Here is a 15,084-nt window from a genome sequence, read left to right as displayed (position 1 = left end):
CCCAGACATACGGGTCTCAGGATCAAAAAGTTAAAAAAAAGGGCCTGGGGACTGATCCCCAGGCCCTCAAAAGGTGAGAGGTGTCTAGTCCCTCGACCTGGTGAGCGGTGCTACAAACAACACGTCGGTTCAGCCTTTGAGCGGAACCAGACGCGGAGCAATCATGTTTTCCGGGCGCAGGATGTCGGCGAGACTGGCTTCGTCGAGCAGACCTTCTTCGCGCACCAGTTCCAGCACGCCGCGGCCGCTTTCAAGAGCGATACGGGCGATGCGGGTGGCGTTTTTGTAGCCGATGTACGGGTTCAGCGCGGTGACCAGACCGATCGAGTGTTCGACCAGTTCGCGGCAGCGGGCTTCGTTGGCAGTGATACCGACAATGCAGTGCTCGCGCAGCATGTCCATGGCGCGTTGCAGCAGGCGGATCGAGTCGAAGATCTTGAACGCGATCAGCGGCTCCATCACGTTCAGTTGCAACTGGCCGCCTTCAGCCGCCATGGTCAGCGCCAAGTCGTTACCGATGACCTGGAAAGCCACCTGGTTAACGGCTTCCGGGATCACCGGGTTGACCTTGCCGGGCATGATCGAGCTGCCTGGCTGACGCGCCGGCAGGTTGATTTCGTTGATACCGGTGCGTGGGCCGCTGGACAACAGACGCAAGTCGTTGCAGATCTTCGACAGCTTGACCGCGGTGCGCTTGAGCATGCCGGAGAACAGGACGAAGGCACCCATGTCGGAGGTGGCTTCGATCAGGTCGGCTGCCGGTACCACCGGTTGACCGCTGATCAGCGCCAGACGCTGTACAGCCAAGGCCTGATAACGCGGGTCGGCGTTAATGCCGGTACCGATCGCGGTGCCACCCAGGTTCACTTCAGTCAGCAGTTCCGGGGCCAGCGTCTTCAGACGGGCCAGGTCTTCGCCCATGGTGGTGGCGAAAGCACGGAATTCCTGGCCGAGGGTCATCGGCACAGCGTCTTGCAACTGGGTACGGCCCATTTTCAGGACGTGATCGAATTCTTTGCCCTTGGCCGCGAATGCCTGAATCAGGCTGTCGAGGCTGGCCAGCAGGGTGTCGTGACCCAACAGCAGACCCAGGCGGATGGCCGTCGGGTAGGCGTCGTTGGTCGACTGCGCCATGTTCACGTCGTCGTTCGGGTGCAGGTACTGGTACTCGCCTTTCTGGTGACCCATCGCTTCGAGCGCAATGTTGGCGATCACTTCGTTGGCGTTCATGTTGGTGGAAGTACCGGCGCCACCTTGAATCATGTCGACCACGAACTCTTCGTGGAAATCACCGCGGATCAATCGGGCACAGGCTTCGCTGATGGCAGCGTGCTTGGCTTCGCTCAGGTGACCCAACTCGCGGTTGGCGTCAGCGGCGGCCTGTTTGACCATCGCCAGACCGACAACCAGTTTCGGGTAATGCGAAATCGGAACGCCCGAGAGGCGGAAGTTATTCACCGCTCGCAGGGTCTGGATGCCGTAATACGCTTGAGCCGGTACTTCGAGGGCGCCAAGCAGGTCGTTTTCTGTGCGGAAAGATGCAGCGGAGGACATGATAGAAATCATCTCGATATGGACCCGGTCGATGCCGGAACGCTGCGAATGCTAGGCTTGTGGGAAATTTTGGGCCAATGCTGTTCAGCACTGACCTATGCACATTCGGCATAATGCCCGTGTGACGCCGCGTGCGCGGCAGACGTGTGACCTGTTTTGGTGCGTGTCCGGGAGGACGTGATGAATCTGGAAAGCAAATGGCTCGAGGACTTCAGTGCTCTGGCCGCCACCCGCAGCTTCTCGCAGGCCGCCGAACGGCGCTTCGTGACCCAGCCGGCCTTCAGTCGGCGGATACGCAGCCTGGAAGCCGCGCTGGGGCTGACATTGGTCAACCGCTCGCGCACGCCAGTCGAGCTGACGGCGGCGGGGCAATTGTTTCTGGTGACCGCGCGCACCGTGGTCGAACAGCTCGGTGAAGTGCTGCGCCATCTGCATCATCTGGAGGGCGGGCAGGGCGAGGTGATGCAGGTTGCCGCCGCTCACTCCCTGGCACTGGGTTTTTTCCCGCGTTGGATCGCGCAGTTGCGCAATGAAGGCCTGAACATCGCCACGCGACTGGTGGCGACCAACGTCGGTGACGCCGTGCACGCACTGCGCGAAGGTGGCTGCGACTTGATGCTGGCGTTCTACGACCCGGACGCGGCGATGCAGATGGACCCGGAAATTTTCCCGTCACTGCATTTGGGCCAGACCGAGATGCTCCCGGTGTGCGCGGCGGATGCCGATGGCAAGCCGCTGTTCGATCTGGAAGGTGACGCCAGCGTGCCGTTGCTGGCGTACAGCGCCGGGGCGTTTCTCGGGCGTTCGGTGAATGGCCTGCTGCGTCAGCGACAGCTGCGCTTCACCACGATCTATGAAACCGCGATGGCCGACAGCCTGAAGAGCATGGCGCTGGAAGGCCTCGGGATTGCCTGGGTGCCGCAGTTGAGCGTGCGTGCCGAACTGGCCCGGGGCGAACTCGTCGTATGCGGCGGCCCGCAATGGCATGTGCCGCTGGAGATTCGTCTGTACCGCTGCGCGCTGGTGCGCAAGGCCAACGTGCGGTTGTTGTGGCGCAAGCTCGAAGGTGGCGCCGCCCAAGCTTCCTGATGGATGGTGTCTGGGGGAAAAGATCGCAGCCTTCGGCAGCTCCTACATGTTGAAGTGCGTTTCCCTGTAGGAGCTGCCGAAGGCTGCGATCTTTTGATCTTTTTGGCTGACCTTCAAGTCAATAAAACCGGGCTTTTGCGGCAGGTGACAGATGGTCGTGACGGGGGCTGTTTATTGCTTTCTTTGCGGTATACTGCGCGGCCTTCGGCCGGTACGTCCGGCCATTTTTCCTACAACAAGCCACGCATTCTGCGTGGCTTGTTGTTTTTGACGCGCCTGCGGGCGCCCAGAGAGAAGAGGCGCGACGATGAGTGCACTGGTTGGCGTGATCATGGGCTCCAAGTCCGATTGGTCCACCCTTAGCCACACCGCCGATATGCTGGAAAAGCTCGGCATCCCGTACGAGGTCAAGGTGGTCTCTGCCCACCGCACCCCGGATTTGCTGTTCCAGTACGCCGAAGAGGCTGAAAGCCGCGGCATCGAGGTGATTATCGCCGGTGCCGGCGGCGCAGCCCACTTGCCAGGCATGTGTGCGGCCAAGACCCACCTGCCGGTGCTGGGTGTTCCGGTGCAATCGTCGATGCTCTCGGGCGTCGATTCGCTGCTGTCGATCGTGCAGATGCCGGCCGGTATTCCGGTCGCCACCCTGGCCATCGGCAAAGCGGGCGCGATCAACGCCGCCCTGCTCTCGGCGAGCATCCTCGGCGCCAAGCATCCACAGTTCCACGCGGTACTGAAAACCTTCCGTGCCGAGCAGACAGACAGCGTCCTGGACAATCCAGACCCACGTATTGCCTGAGGTTGTTGAGATGAAGATCGGTGTAATCGGTGGCGGCCAGTTGGGTCGCATGTTGGCCCTGGCGGGCACCCCGCTGGGCATGAACTTCGCTTTCCTCGACCCTGCGCCGGACGCTTGCGCCGCTGCGCTGGGCGAACACCTGCGGGCCGATTACGGCGATCAGGATCATCTGCGTCAACTGGCTGATGAAGTCGATCTGGTGACCTTCGAGTTCGAAAGCGTCCCGGCTGAAACCGTGGCGTTCCTTTCGCAATTCGTGCCGGTTTATCCGAGCGCCGAAGCCCTGCGCATTGCTCGCGACCGCTGGTTCGAAAAGAGCATGTTCAAGGATCTGGGGATTCCGACCCCGGCCTTCGCCGACATCCAGTCGCAAGCCGATCTGGATGCCGCCGTGGCCTCGATCGGTCTGCCGGCCGTGCTGAAAACCCGCACCCTGGGTTACGACGGCAAGGGCCAGAAAGTCCTGCGCAAACCCGAAGACGTGGTTGGCACCTTCGCCGAGCTCGGCAGCGTGGCCTGCCTGCTGGAAGGCTTCGTGCCGTTCACTGGTGAAGTCTCACTGATCGCCGTTCGCGCTCGCGATGGCGAAACCAAGTTCTACCCGTTGGTGCACAACACCCACGACAGCGGCATCCTCAAGCTGTCTGTGGCCAGCACCGATCACCCGTTGCAGGCCTTGGCCGAAGACTATTCCAGCCGCGTGCTCAAGCAACTGGACTACGTCGGCGTGATGGCGTTCGAGTTCTTTGAAGTCGACGGCGGCCTCAAGGCCAACGAAATCGCCCCGCGCGTGCACAACTCCGGGCACTGGACCACTGAAGGTGCCGAGTGCAGCCAGTTTGAAAACCATCTGCGTGCCGTTGCCGGTCTGCCGCTGGGTTCGACGGCCAAGGTCGGCGAGAGCGCGATGCTCAACTTTATCGGTGTGGTTCCGCCGGTAGAGAAGGTCATCGCCATCGAAGACTGCCATCTGCACCACTACGGCAAGGCCTTCAAGGCCGGGCGCAAGGTCGGTCACGCCAACCTGCGTTGCGCCGACAAGGCCACGCTCCAGGCGCAGATTCTCAAGGTCCAGGCGCTGATCGCCGAGTAAAACAGTTTCATGTGGCAGCGGCGGAACCATTCAGGGGCCGCCGTTCTCTGATGGCAGGATGCCAAAGTCTGTCTAGGCTTTGGCATAGCCAATTCACACAGAGGGAAATGCCATGGGAATTATCGGAACCATCTTTATCGGCTTGATCGTCGGCCTGCTGGCTCGGTTCCTGAAACCGGGCGATGACAGCATGGGCTGGATCATGACCATCCTGCTCGGTATCGGCGGTTCGCTGGCAGCCACCTACGGCGGCCAGGCCCTGGGCATCTATCGGGCGGGCGAGGGCGCAGGTTTCATCGGCGCACTGGTTGGCGCGATCGTGTTGCTGGTGATCTACGGCCTGATCAAAAAGAAGTGATCCAAAGCGACAAAGCCCTCTCTGCCAATCGGGCAGGGAGGGCTAGAATGCTCGGCGATTTATAGTCCTTTCCTTTGTCCGAGCACCTTCATGCGCCGTCTTTTGTTGACTCTCCTTTTACTGGGCAGCGGTTTGGCCCACGCCGGCGAACTGCCGGAAACCGACTGGCTCGAACTGATGCCCAAGTCGGATCAAAAGGCCCTGGAGGCCATGCCCGACATCGACCACAACTCCCCGGAAGCCACCGGCACCTTCACCGAGAAGGGCGGGATGAAACAGGCCAAAGGTCTGCCGGCGGTGATGTACTCGACCAAAACCGTGGCGTCGATGAACGACAAGCACATCCGCATCGGTGGTTATCCGGTGCCGCTGGAATCCGATGCCAAGGGTCGCAGCACCCTGTTTTTCCTGGTGCCGTACCCGGGCGCGTGTATCCACGTGCCGCCACCGCCGCCGAATCAACTGGTACTGGTGCGCTATCCGAAGGGGCTGAAGCTGGAAGACATCTACACGCCGCTGTGGGTGACCGGCACGCTGAAGGTCGAAAAGGTCAGCAACGATCTGGCCGATGCGGCGTATGCGCTGGAGGCGGACAAGGTGCGGGTGGTGCAGGAGTCGGATCTCTAGGACCTACACAAATTAACTGTAGGAGTGAGCTTTTGTGGTGAGGGGATTTATCCCCGATAGGTCGCGAAGCGGCCCCGGCTGTTCAAATCAAGAGTCGGGGACTGCTGCGCAGTCCATCGGGGATAAATCCCCTCGCCACAAAGGCTCGCTTCCATGAGTTATCTGGTTTGGGTTAGAGCTGTTTGCTGCCGATGCTGACACCCATGGTATGGCTCCCATCCGGCGCCAGACTCACCACATCATCCATCACATTCGCCGTCTCGATGCACAGCATGCGTTGCCAGCCATCGTTATCCATATCGCTGAGCGCTGCGGCGCGGTCGATCCACGGGTTCCAGATCACCGCAGTGCGCGAGCCCGTGCTGGTGAGGACAATGCGCCGCTCCCACGTCGGGTCGACGATGCTCAACTGCGGCGGGGCGTCGAGGTAGATGCGGTCGGTTTCGCCGGCAAAATGCAGGTCGCCTGTCTGGGCGTTGGTCTTCCAGTCGTCCAGGGTCTCGATGTAATTCAAACCGTCCACACCTTCGACATGCACATTGCGCACATCGCTGACGGCGAAGTAGGTGTGCAACGCCTGGCTGAGGCTGACAGTGTCGCCGCCACGGTTATGGCTGGTCAGGCTGAGGTGCAACTGATCGTCCAGACGCAGGGTCAGGGCCAGATCGACCTGATGTGGCCAACCCGGCAGGCCGCCTTCAGGGTAGGGCAGTTTGAACTCGACCTTGAGGCCATCGCCTTCGGCTTCTATGCCGCCCAGCTCCCAATCCATCGCCCGCACAAGACCGTGCGCGGGTGCGGGTTGCTCACCGGTGTACATGGCCTGCACGTTCTGCGGGTTGCGTTCGAATTTGCCGAACCACGGCCAGCACACCGGCACGCCAGCACGGATGCTCTTACCGGTCTTGAACTCGGCCTTGTCGTTGAGCCAGATGATCGGCGGCTGGCCGTCAACCTGATAACTGAGGATGTGCGCGCCTTGCTGGGCTACCAGCACTTCGGCCTGACCGTGGCGGATGCGCCAGCAGTTCAGTTCATCCAGTTTCACGGCTTCAACGTTGGGCGTGTTCATGGGACAGCTCTCGATCAGACACTTGGGACAACTATCGACCGTGAAACGGCCGTGAGGTTTAGCGTGCGCGCGGCGGAACCGACCGGGTGCGACCACTGCCGTCGATGGCGACGAAGACAAACACCGCTTCGGTCACTTTACGCCACTCGCTGGACAACGGATCGTCGCTCCACACTTCGACCATCATCTGGATCGAGCTGCGGCCGATTTCCAGGGTCTGGGTATAAAAGGACAATTGCGCGCCAACGGCGACCGGAACCAGGAACGCCATGCGGTCGATAGCGACGGTGGCCACGCGGCCTCCGGCGACACGGCTGGCCATCGCGGTGCCGGCCAAATCCATCTGTGCCACCAGCCAGCCGCCGAAAATATCGCCAAAGCCGTTGGTTTCACGCGGGAGAGCGGTGATTTGCAGGGCCAGGTCGCCTTGCGGGATTGGATCTTCTTGTTCGAGCTCTATCATGCCGGGGGTGCCTCTGACCCGTGACTCTTGTTGGTATTGCTGGTGGTAGCCGTCTTCAGGAAAAACGATTCAGCACCGAACATACTACGTCCGTCACGTCTTCCATAAGGCGCCTAAAGGGAAACTCTGCGAAACCGGCTGCTCCGTTCAAAGGGCGGGCCAACGACGTTTTCGCACAGCAACCCCCTACAAACCGGGGCAAGGTTGCGAGTATATCGGTCGGTAGACTCCGCGACGACCACCCGGTTCTGATTTTGACCGTCAAATACGCGCCTCTATGTGCTTTTTCGAACAATTTGCTATGGTGCCGAACCTGCCAAAGCTCCAGCCAGCGTTGTTGGAGTCGCAGATCCGCCTATAAGAGAAGCCCTTGCCATGACCACAGCGCCTTCGAGCCTCGCGCAGCCCGACCAACCCGCACGACCATTGACCCGCAATGACTACAAGACTCTGTCGCTATCGGCTCTGGGCGGTGCGCTGGAGTTTTACGATTTCATCATCTTCGTATTCTTCGCCACCGTGGTCGGCAAGTTGTTCTTCCCGGCCGACATGCCTGAGTGGCTGCGCCTGATGCAGACCTTCGGCATCTTTGCCGCCGGTTACCTGGCGCGGCCGCTGGGCGGCATTGTCATGGCGCACTTCGGCGACCTGCTGGGGCGCAAGAAAATGTTCACCCTGAGCATCTTCATGATGGCCGTGCCGACCCTGATCATGGGTCTGCTGCCGACGTATGCGCAGATCGGCATGTGGGCGCCGATCCTTTTACTGCTGATGCGGGTGATTCAAGGCGCGGCGATTGGCGGTGAAGTACCGGGGGCATGGGTCTTCGTTTCCGAACACGTCCCGCAGAAGCACATGGGCTACGCCTGCGGCACCCTGACCAGCGGCCTGACCGCCGGAATTCTGCTCGGCTCGCTGGTCGCCACGGCGATCAACAGCATCTATACGCCGACCGAGGTTGCGGATTACGCCTGGCGGATTCCGTTCCTGCTCGGTGGCGTGTTCGGTCTGTTCTCGGTTTACCTGCGCCGCTGGCTGCACGAAACCCCGGTGTTTGCCGAGCTGCAACTGCGCAAGGCGCTGGCCGAAGAAGTGCCGCTGCGCGCGGTGCTGCGTGACCATCGCGGGGCGATTGCGATCTCGATGCTGCTGACCTGGCTGCTGTCGGCCGGGATCGTCGTAGTCATTCTGATGACCCCGACTGTGCTGCAAACCGTTTACCACTTCTCGCCGACCACCGCGCTGCAATCCAACAGCCTGGCGATCGTGTTCCTGAGCTTCGGTTGCATCATTTCCGGTGCGCTGGCGGATCGCTTTGGCGCCGGCCGGGTGTTTGTGTTCGGTTGCCTGGGCTTGCTGATCAGCTCCTGGACCTTCTATCACAGCCTCGCCGATCACCCGAACTGGCTGTTCCCGCTGTATGCGTTGACCGGTTTGCTGGTCGGCACCATTGGTGCGGTGCCCTACGTGATGGTCAAGGCGTTCCCGCCGGTGGTGCGTTTCAGTGGGTTGTCGTTCTCTTACAACGTGGCGTACGCAATCTTCGGTGGCCTGACGCCGATGATCGTCAGCCTGCTGCTTAAAGAAAGCGCGATGGGCCCGGCCTACTACGTGGCAGTGCTGTGTGCGATGGGGATTCTGGTGGGGGCGTGGCTCTGGAAGAAGGGTCGCTGATCCGAAATCTCCTCAGTAGTCACGGCCATTTCGCGAGCAGGCTCGCTCCCACATTGGAATGCATTTCAAACGGTGGGAGCGAGCCTGCTCGCGAATGGGGGCACCACGAATCATCCAGTAAAACCTTGGATGCTGGCCTTTCATCCAATTGTCATATTTCAGCCATAGAGTGTTCACACGGCCTGCTGATACTTGGCCCCGACTTAACACACCCTATCTGCTAGGAGTAAGGCATGAAACTGAAGCGTTTGATGGCGGCAATGACTTTTGTCGCTGCTGGCGTTGCGACTGCCAACGCGGTTGCCGCTGTTGACCCTGCTATCCCGAGCTACACCAAGACCACTGGTGTGTCGGGCAACCTGTCCAGCGTCGGCTCCGATACCCTGGCCAACCTCATGACCCTGTGGGCCGAGAACTACAAGAAAGAATACCCGAACGTAAACATCCAGATTCAGGCCGCTGGCTCCGCCACTGCGCCACCTGCGCTGACTGAAGGCACCTCGAACCTGGGCCCGATGAGCCGCAAGATGAAGGACACCGAACTGGCGGCCTTCGAGCAGAAGTACGGCTACAAGCCAACCGCTATCCCGGTTGCCGTGGATGCCCTGGCTGTATTCGTACACAAGGACAACCCGATCCAGCACCTGACCATGGAACAGGTTGACGCGATCTTCTCGTCCACCCGTCTGTGCGGCGCCAAAGCCGACGTGAAAACCTGGGGTGAGCTGGGTGTAACCGGTGACCTGGCCAACAAGCCAGTGCAACTGTTCGGCCGTAACTCGGTATCCGGCACTTACGGCTACTTCAAAGAAGAAGCCCTGTGCAAAGGTGACTACAAGCCAAACGTCAACGAACAACCAGGTTCGGCTTCGGTCGTGCAGTCGATCAGCTCCTCGCTGAACGGCATCGGTTACTCGGGTATCGGCTACAAGACCGCTAGCGTGAAGACCGTGCCTCTGGCCAAGAAGGGCAGCACTGACTTCATCGAAGACACCGAAGAAAACGCCCTGAACGGCAAGTACCCGCTGTCGCGTTTCCTCTACGTTTACGTCAACAAAGCCCCGAACAAGCCTCTGGCCCCGCTGGAAGCCGAGTTCGTGAAGCTGGTTCTGTCCAAACAGGGCCAGGAAGTTGTAGTCAAGGACGGTTACATCCCGTTGCCAGCCAAAGTCGCTGCCAAAGCACTGGCTGACCTGGGCTTGCAAGAAGGCGCTGCAGTCGTAAAGAAGTAACAAATTGAGTCCGGGGTGAACCCCGTCGGACTCAAGTGAAAGGCCGGATCTGCCCGCAGACCGGCCTTTTACACACCTCAAATTTTCGATCCTCTGCCAGCCCCGCTGGCGGTGGATTTGCTGCGTCACTGCACTGTCATCTTTCTGTCATACAGGATCGCTAGGGTGAGCGCATGAATGATCTGGCCAATTCCCAAATGACTACTAATCCTCCCAAGCGCATTGATTTCAATACGCCTGAGCTGCAACGCAAGCGCCGCATTCGCGCGCTCAAGGATCGCTTCACTCGCTGGTACGTCCTCGTTGGCGGTCTGGCGGTGCTGGCAGCCATCACCCTGATCTTCTTCTTCCTCGCCTACGTGGTCGCGCCGTTGTTCCAGGGCGCTGACCTGGAGGCGAAAGACTCGATCACTCCAGCCTGGATGCAGGACGCCGGCAAGCCGCTGATGATTTCGCTCGAAGAGCAGAATCAGGTGGCCATGCGCGTTTCCGACAAGGGCCAGGCATTGTTCTTCGATATCGACAGTGGCGCTGAACTGAAGCGCGTCGATCTGCCGCTGCCCGCCGGTGCAACCGTGACCTCCATTGGTGAAGACCAGCCAGGTCATCCGCTGGTTGCCGTGGGTCTGTCCAACGGTCAGGCGCTGGTGTTCCGTCACACTTATAAGGTCAGCTACCCCGACGGCAAGAAAACCATCACCCCGGCCATCGAATACCCCTACGGCGAGGCGCCAATCGCGCTGAACGAAGCGGGCGGTGCGCTGGAGCATGTCAGCCTCAACGCCACCGATACGACGCTGATGCTGGTGGGTTCGACCGGTTCGCAACTCAATGTGCTGTCGCTGACCAGCGAAGAAAACATGATGACCGGCGAAGTCACCAACGAGCAGAAGCGTATCGATCTGCCGCAAATGACTGAGCCGGTTAAAAACATCTTCGTCGACCCGCGTCAGCAATGGCTTTATGTGGTCAACGGTCGTGCCCAGGCCGACGTGTTCAGCCTGCGCGACAAGAGCCTCAACGGTCGCTACAAATTGCTGGAAAACGCCGATACCGAAGTCACTGCGACCACACAACTGGTGGGCGGTATCTCGCTGATCGTCGGTGACTCCAAGGGCGGCCTGGCCCAATGGTTCATGGCCCGCGACACCGATGGTGAGCTGCGTCTGAAGCAGATCCGCACCTTCCAGATGGGCACCACGCCGATCGTTGAAATCAGCGCCGAAGAGCGTCGCAAAGGCTTCGTTGCCCTGGATGCCAGCGGCAAGCTCGGCGTGTTCCACAGCACCGCGCACCGTACTTTGCTGGTTGACCAAGTGGTCGATGGCCCGGGCCTGTTCGGTCTGTCGCCGCGCGCCAACCGCGTGATCGTCGAGTCTGGCGGCAAGCTGCAACCGTTGCTGCTCGACAACCCGCACCCGGAAGTTTCCTGGAGCGCGCTGTGGAGCAAGGTCTGGTACGAAAACTACGACGAGCCTAAATACGTCTGGCAATCGACCGCGGCCAACACCGATTTCGAACCAAAGCTGAGCCTGTCGCCACTGACCTTCGGCACCCTGAAAGCTGCGTTTTACGCGATGCTGCTGGCCGCGCCACTGGCCGTTGCCGCTGCGATCTACACCGCGTACTTCATGGCCCCGGGCATGCGCCGCAAGGTCAAGCCGGTGATCGAACTGATGGAAGCGATGCCGACGGTGATCCTCGGTTTCTTCGCCGGTCTGTTCCTCGCGCCGTATGTCGAAGGGCATCTGCCGGGCATCTTCAGCCTGCTGATGCTGCTGCCGATCGGCATTCTGGTCGCCGGTTTCGCCTTCAGCCGTCTGCCTGAGTCGATCCGCCTGAGAGTCCCGGATGGCTGGGAAAGTGCGCTGCTGATTCCAGTGATCCTGTTTGTGGGCTGGCTGTCGCTGTACATGAGCCCGTACATGGAGAACTGGTTCTTCGGCGGCGACATGCGCATGTGGATCTCCCACGACCTGGGCATCACCTACGACCAGCGCAACGCTCTGGTGGTCGGTCTGGCCATGGGTTTTGCGGTGATCCCGAACATCTATTCGATTGCCGAAGACGCCGTGTTCAGCGTGCCGCGTGGCCTGACCCTCGGTTCGCTGGCCCTCGGTGCCACACCGTGGCAGACCATGACGCGTGTGGTGATCCTGACCGCCAGCCCGGGCATCTTCTCGGCGCTGATGATCGGCATGGGCCGTGCGGTCGGTGAAACCATGATCGTGCTGATGGCCACCGGTAACACCCCGGTCATGGAAATGAACCTGTTCGAAGGCCTGCGCACCCTGGCCGCCAACGTCGCGGTGGAAATGCCGGAGTCGGAAGTCGGCGGCAGCCACTACCGCGTGCTGTTCCTCTCGGCGCTGGTGCTGCTGATGTTCACCTTCGTCATGAACACCCTGGCAGAACTGATTCGTCAGCGTCTGCGCAAGAAATACTCGTCGCTTTAAGCAAAGGTAGAAGTCTGTGAAACAGAACTCCCTGAAAGGATGGTTCAAGAGCGGCGCCCCGGGCGTCTGGATCAGCGGTGGCGCGGTGTCCATCGCGGTCATCATGACCATTGGCCTGCTGGCGGTGATTGCCGTGCGCGGTCTGGGTCACTTCTGGCCGGCGGATCTGATCCACGCCAGCTACGACGTACCGGGCCAGGCCCAGCACCTCGTGGTCGGCGAAGTGGTACAGAAGGAAGAAGTGCCCCGTGCCCGCCTCAAAAGCGCTGGTTTGCCAGTGCCGGACGAAGGCCCGGAATTCATGACCCGCGAGCTGATCAAGGTCGGCAACCGTGACCTGAACGGCAACGACTTCACCTGGATCGTCGGCGAGTGGCTGACCAACCAGAAGACGCCGCCAGAGCTGATGGCGCTGGAGCGTCGCGAGTGGGGCAACTTCTACGGCTACCTGGTCAACGTCAAACAGGACGGCAAGGTCATCGCCGAAGGCGAAGCCGCATGGCCAGAGCTGCAAGCGCGGATCAACCGTGTGAACGGCCTCGCCGCGCAGCTCAAGTCGATGGAAAAAGTCGATATCGGCGCGATCAACGCAGGGCTGGAACGCATCCGTCTGCACGGTCGCAAGCTGGAACTGGAAGGCAAGCTCGACGCCACCGCGCAAGCGGACATGGAATCCGAGCGCGCCGAACTGAACGCCCGTTATCAGGACATCGAAGCGCGTCTGGCCGATCTGCATGCGCAGTTCAACCGCGATGCGCTGACGGCTCGCGATGCCAACGGTAAAGAGATCGAAATCGGTCTGGGCAAAGTGGTTCACGCTTACCAGCCGAACGCCATGAGCACCTTCACCAAGGTCGGTTTCTACTTCAGCAAGATCTGGGAATTCCTCTCCGACGATCCGCGTGAAGCCAACACCGAAGGCGGGATCTTCCCGGCGATTTTCGGCACCGTGATGATGACCCTGATCATGGCGATGATCGTTACCCCGTTCGGCGTACTGGCGGCGGTGTACCTGCGTGAATACGCCAAGCAGAACACCCTGACGCGGATCATCCGTATCGCGGTGAACAACCTGGCGGGCGTTCCGGCGATCGTTTACGGCGTGTTTGGTCTGGGCTTCTTTGTGTATGTGTTGGGTGGTTCGGTCGACCGCTTGTTCTTCCCCGAAGCACTGCCGGCACCGACCTTTGGTACGCCGGGCCTGCTCTGGGCTTCGTTGACCCTGGCGCTGCTGGCGGTGCCGGTGGTGATCGTGGCCACCGAAGAAGGTTTGGCGCGGATTCCTCGCACCGTGCGTGAAGGCTCGTTGGCCCTCGGCGCGACCAAGGCTGAAACCTTGTGGAAGATTGTGATCCCGATGGCCAGCCCGGCCATGATGACCGGCATGATCCTCGCCGTGGCCCGTGCCGCCGGTGAAGTGGCGCCGCTGATGCTGGTGGGTGTGGTGAAACTGGCGCCGTCGCTGCCGGTGGATGGCAACTATCCGTACCTGCACCTGGACCAGAAGATCATGCACTTGGGCTTCCACATTTATGACGTCGGGTTCCAGAGCCCGAACGTCGAAGCCGCACGCCCGCTGGTGTACGCCACGGCGCTGTTGCTGGTGCTGGTGATTGCGACACTGAACCTGTCGGCCGTTTATATCCGTAACCATCTGCGCGAGAAGTACAAAGCGCTCGATAGCTGATTTCTTATGTAGGAGTGAGCCTGCTCGCGATGGCAACACCGCGGTTTAATAGAAAAACCGCAGCGCCTGAATCGCGAGCAGGCTCACTCCTACAAAAAACCGAACCGAATTTGTTAGCACAGGGAGCCTCCCATGCAGCACGAAACACATAGCCACGGCATCAACATGTCTGCCTTGGGCCGCGACAAGCAGAGCCTGAATCTTGAACAGGAAACCGTGGCCATTGAAGTCCCGGGCCTGAACCTGTTCTACGGCGATAAACAAGCGCTGTACGACGTCAGCCTGAACATCCCGAAACAGCGCGTGACTGCCTTCATCGGCCCGTCCGGCTGCGGCAAGTCCACACTGCTGCGTACCTTCAACCGTATGAACGATCTGGTTGACGGCTGCCGCGTCGAAGGCGCGATCAACCTGTACGGCAACAACATCTATCGCAAAGGCGAAGACGTTGCTGAACTGCGTCGTCGCGTCGGCATGGTGTTCCAGAAGCCCAACCCGTTCCCGAAAACCATCTACGAAAACGTGGTTTACGGTCTGCGCATTCAGGGCATCAACAAGAAGCGCATCCTCGACGAAGCCGTTGAGTGGGCGTTGAAAGGCGCGGCACTGTGGGACGAAGTCAAAGACCGTCTGCACGAGTCGGCTCTCGGTCTGTCCGGTGGTCAGCAGCAGCGTCTGGTGATCGCCCGCACCATCGCGGTTGAGCCGGAAGTGCTGCTGCTCGACGAACCGTGCTCGGCCCTCGACCCGATCTCGACCCTGAAGGTTGAAGAGCTGATCTACGAGCTGAAATCCAAGTTCACCATCGTTATCGTGACCCACAACATGCAGCAGGCGGCGCGGGTGTCCGACTACACGGCGTTCATGTATATGGGCAAACTGGTGGAATTCGGCGACACCGATACCCTGTTCACCAATCCGGCGAAGAAGCAGACCGAAGACTACATCACTGGTCGCTACGGCTAACAGTTGCGGGTTAT

Annotated in this window: 13 protein-coding genes; 10 read left to right on the top strand and 3 right to left on the bottom strand. The window is 60.3% G+C overall.

Annotation, left to right across the window (positions count from 1 at the left end):
* Positions 1-129: 129 nt before the first annotated feature.
* On the bottom strand, positions 130-1,554 hold the full coding sequence (gene aspA, locus ACA069_RS28380) for an aspartate ammonia-lyase (protein WP_187677160.1): 1,425 nt from the start codon (positions 1,552-1,554) through the stop codon (positions 130-132).
* 180 nt (positions 1,555-1,734) lie between these two features.
* On the opposite strand from aspA, the gene ACA069_RS28375 reads away from it, so the two are divergent.
* The 5 genes from ACA069_RS28375 (at position 1,735) to ACA069_RS28355 (ending at position 5,520) form a co-directional block, all read left to right on the top strand.
* Positions 1,735-2,643 carry a LysR substrate-binding domain-containing protein gene (locus ACA069_RS28375; RefSeq protein WP_007912103.1) on the top strand — a complete coding sequence of 303 codons (909 nt, stop codon included), beginning with the start codon at positions 1,735-1,737 and terminating at the stop codon, positions 2,641-2,643.
* Between the two features lie 307 nt (positions 2,644-2,950).
* Positions 2,951-3,442 (top strand): 5-(carboxyamino)imidazole ribonucleotide mutase, encoded by a 492-nt coding sequence (gene purE, locus ACA069_RS28370; RefSeq protein WP_095081226.1) that lies wholly within the window; start codon positions 2,951-2,953, stop codon positions 3,440-3,442.
* A gap of 10 nt (positions 3,443-3,452) precedes the next feature.
* Positions 3,453-4,535, top strand: coding sequence for a 5-(carboxyamino)imidazole ribonucleotide synthase (locus tag ACA069_RS28365; RefSeq protein ID WP_489880205.1), 1,083 nt, complete (start codon positions 3,453-3,455; stop codon positions 4,533-4,535).
* 112 nt (positions 4,536-4,647) lie between these two features.
* Entirely contained in the window at positions 4,648-4,893 is a 246-nt protein-coding gene (locus ACA069_RS28360) for a GlsB/YeaQ/YmgE family stress response membrane protein (protein ID WP_187677158.1), read from the top strand.
* A gap of 90 nt (positions 4,894-4,983) precedes the next feature.
* Positions 4,984-5,520: a DUF3299 domain-containing protein gene (locus tag ACA069_RS28355; protein WP_401266636.1), complete on the top strand. Its 537-nt coding sequence runs from the start codon at positions 4,984-4,986 to the stop codon at positions 5,518-5,520.
* A gap of 172 nt (positions 5,521-5,692) precedes the next feature.
* On the opposite strand, the gene ACA069_RS28350 is transcribed toward ACA069_RS28355, so the two are convergent.
* Together ACA069_RS28350 and ACA069_RS28345 are read right to left on the bottom strand one after the other, a co-directional pair.
* On the bottom strand, positions 5,693-6,592 hold the full coding sequence (locus tag ACA069_RS28350) for a D-hexose-6-phosphate mutarotase (RefSeq protein WP_497615646.1): 900 nt from the start codon (positions 6,590-6,592) through the stop codon (positions 5,693-5,695).
* A gap of 58 nt (positions 6,593-6,650) precedes the next feature.
* Entirely contained in the window at positions 6,651-7,055 is a 405-nt protein-coding gene (locus tag ACA069_RS28345) for an acyl-CoA thioesterase (protein ID WP_003229628.1), read from the bottom strand.
* A 375-nt stretch (positions 7,056-7,430) separates the two neighbouring features.
* On the opposite strand from ACA069_RS28345, the gene ACA069_RS28340 reads away from it, so the two are divergent.
* The 5 genes from ACA069_RS28340 (at position 7,431) to pstB (ending at position 15,070) form a co-directional block, all read left to right on the top strand.
* Positions 7,431-8,729: an MFS transporter gene (locus tag ACA069_RS28340; protein WP_187677155.1), complete on the top strand. Its 1,299-nt coding sequence runs from the start codon at positions 7,431-7,433 to the stop codon at positions 8,727-8,729.
* 233 nt (positions 8,730-8,962) lie between these two features.
* On the top strand, positions 8,963-9,961 hold the full coding sequence (locus ACA069_RS28335) for a phosphate ABC transporter substrate-binding protein PstS (protein WP_095137738.1): 999 nt from the start codon (positions 8,963-8,965) through the stop codon (positions 9,959-9,961).
* A gap of 422 nt (positions 9,962-10,383) precedes the next feature.
* Complete coding sequence (locus tag ACA069_RS28330) at positions 10,384-12,417, top strand: ABC transporter permease subunit (RefSeq protein ID WP_497618325.1); 2,034 nt, start codon at positions 10,384-10,386, stop codon at positions 12,415-12,417.
* A 16-nt stretch (positions 12,418-12,433) separates the two neighbouring features.
* Positions 12,434-14,104, top strand: coding sequence for a phosphate ABC transporter permease PstA (gene pstA / locus ACA069_RS28325; protein WP_497615645.1), 1,671 nt, complete (start codon positions 12,434-12,436; stop codon positions 14,102-14,104).
* Positions 14,105-14,236: 132 nt separating this feature from the next.
* Positions 14,237-15,070, top strand: a complete 834-nt coding sequence (gene pstB / locus ACA069_RS28320) for a phosphate ABC transporter ATP-binding protein PstB (RefSeq protein WP_187677153.1) — start codon at positions 14,237-14,239, stop codon at positions 15,068-15,070.
* Positions 15,071-15,084 lie beyond the last annotated feature (14 nt).

It is taken from the genome of Pseudomonas sp. LBUM1652 (assembly GCF_059716105.1).
This window is presented reverse-complemented; position numbering and strand designations above follow the sequence as displayed.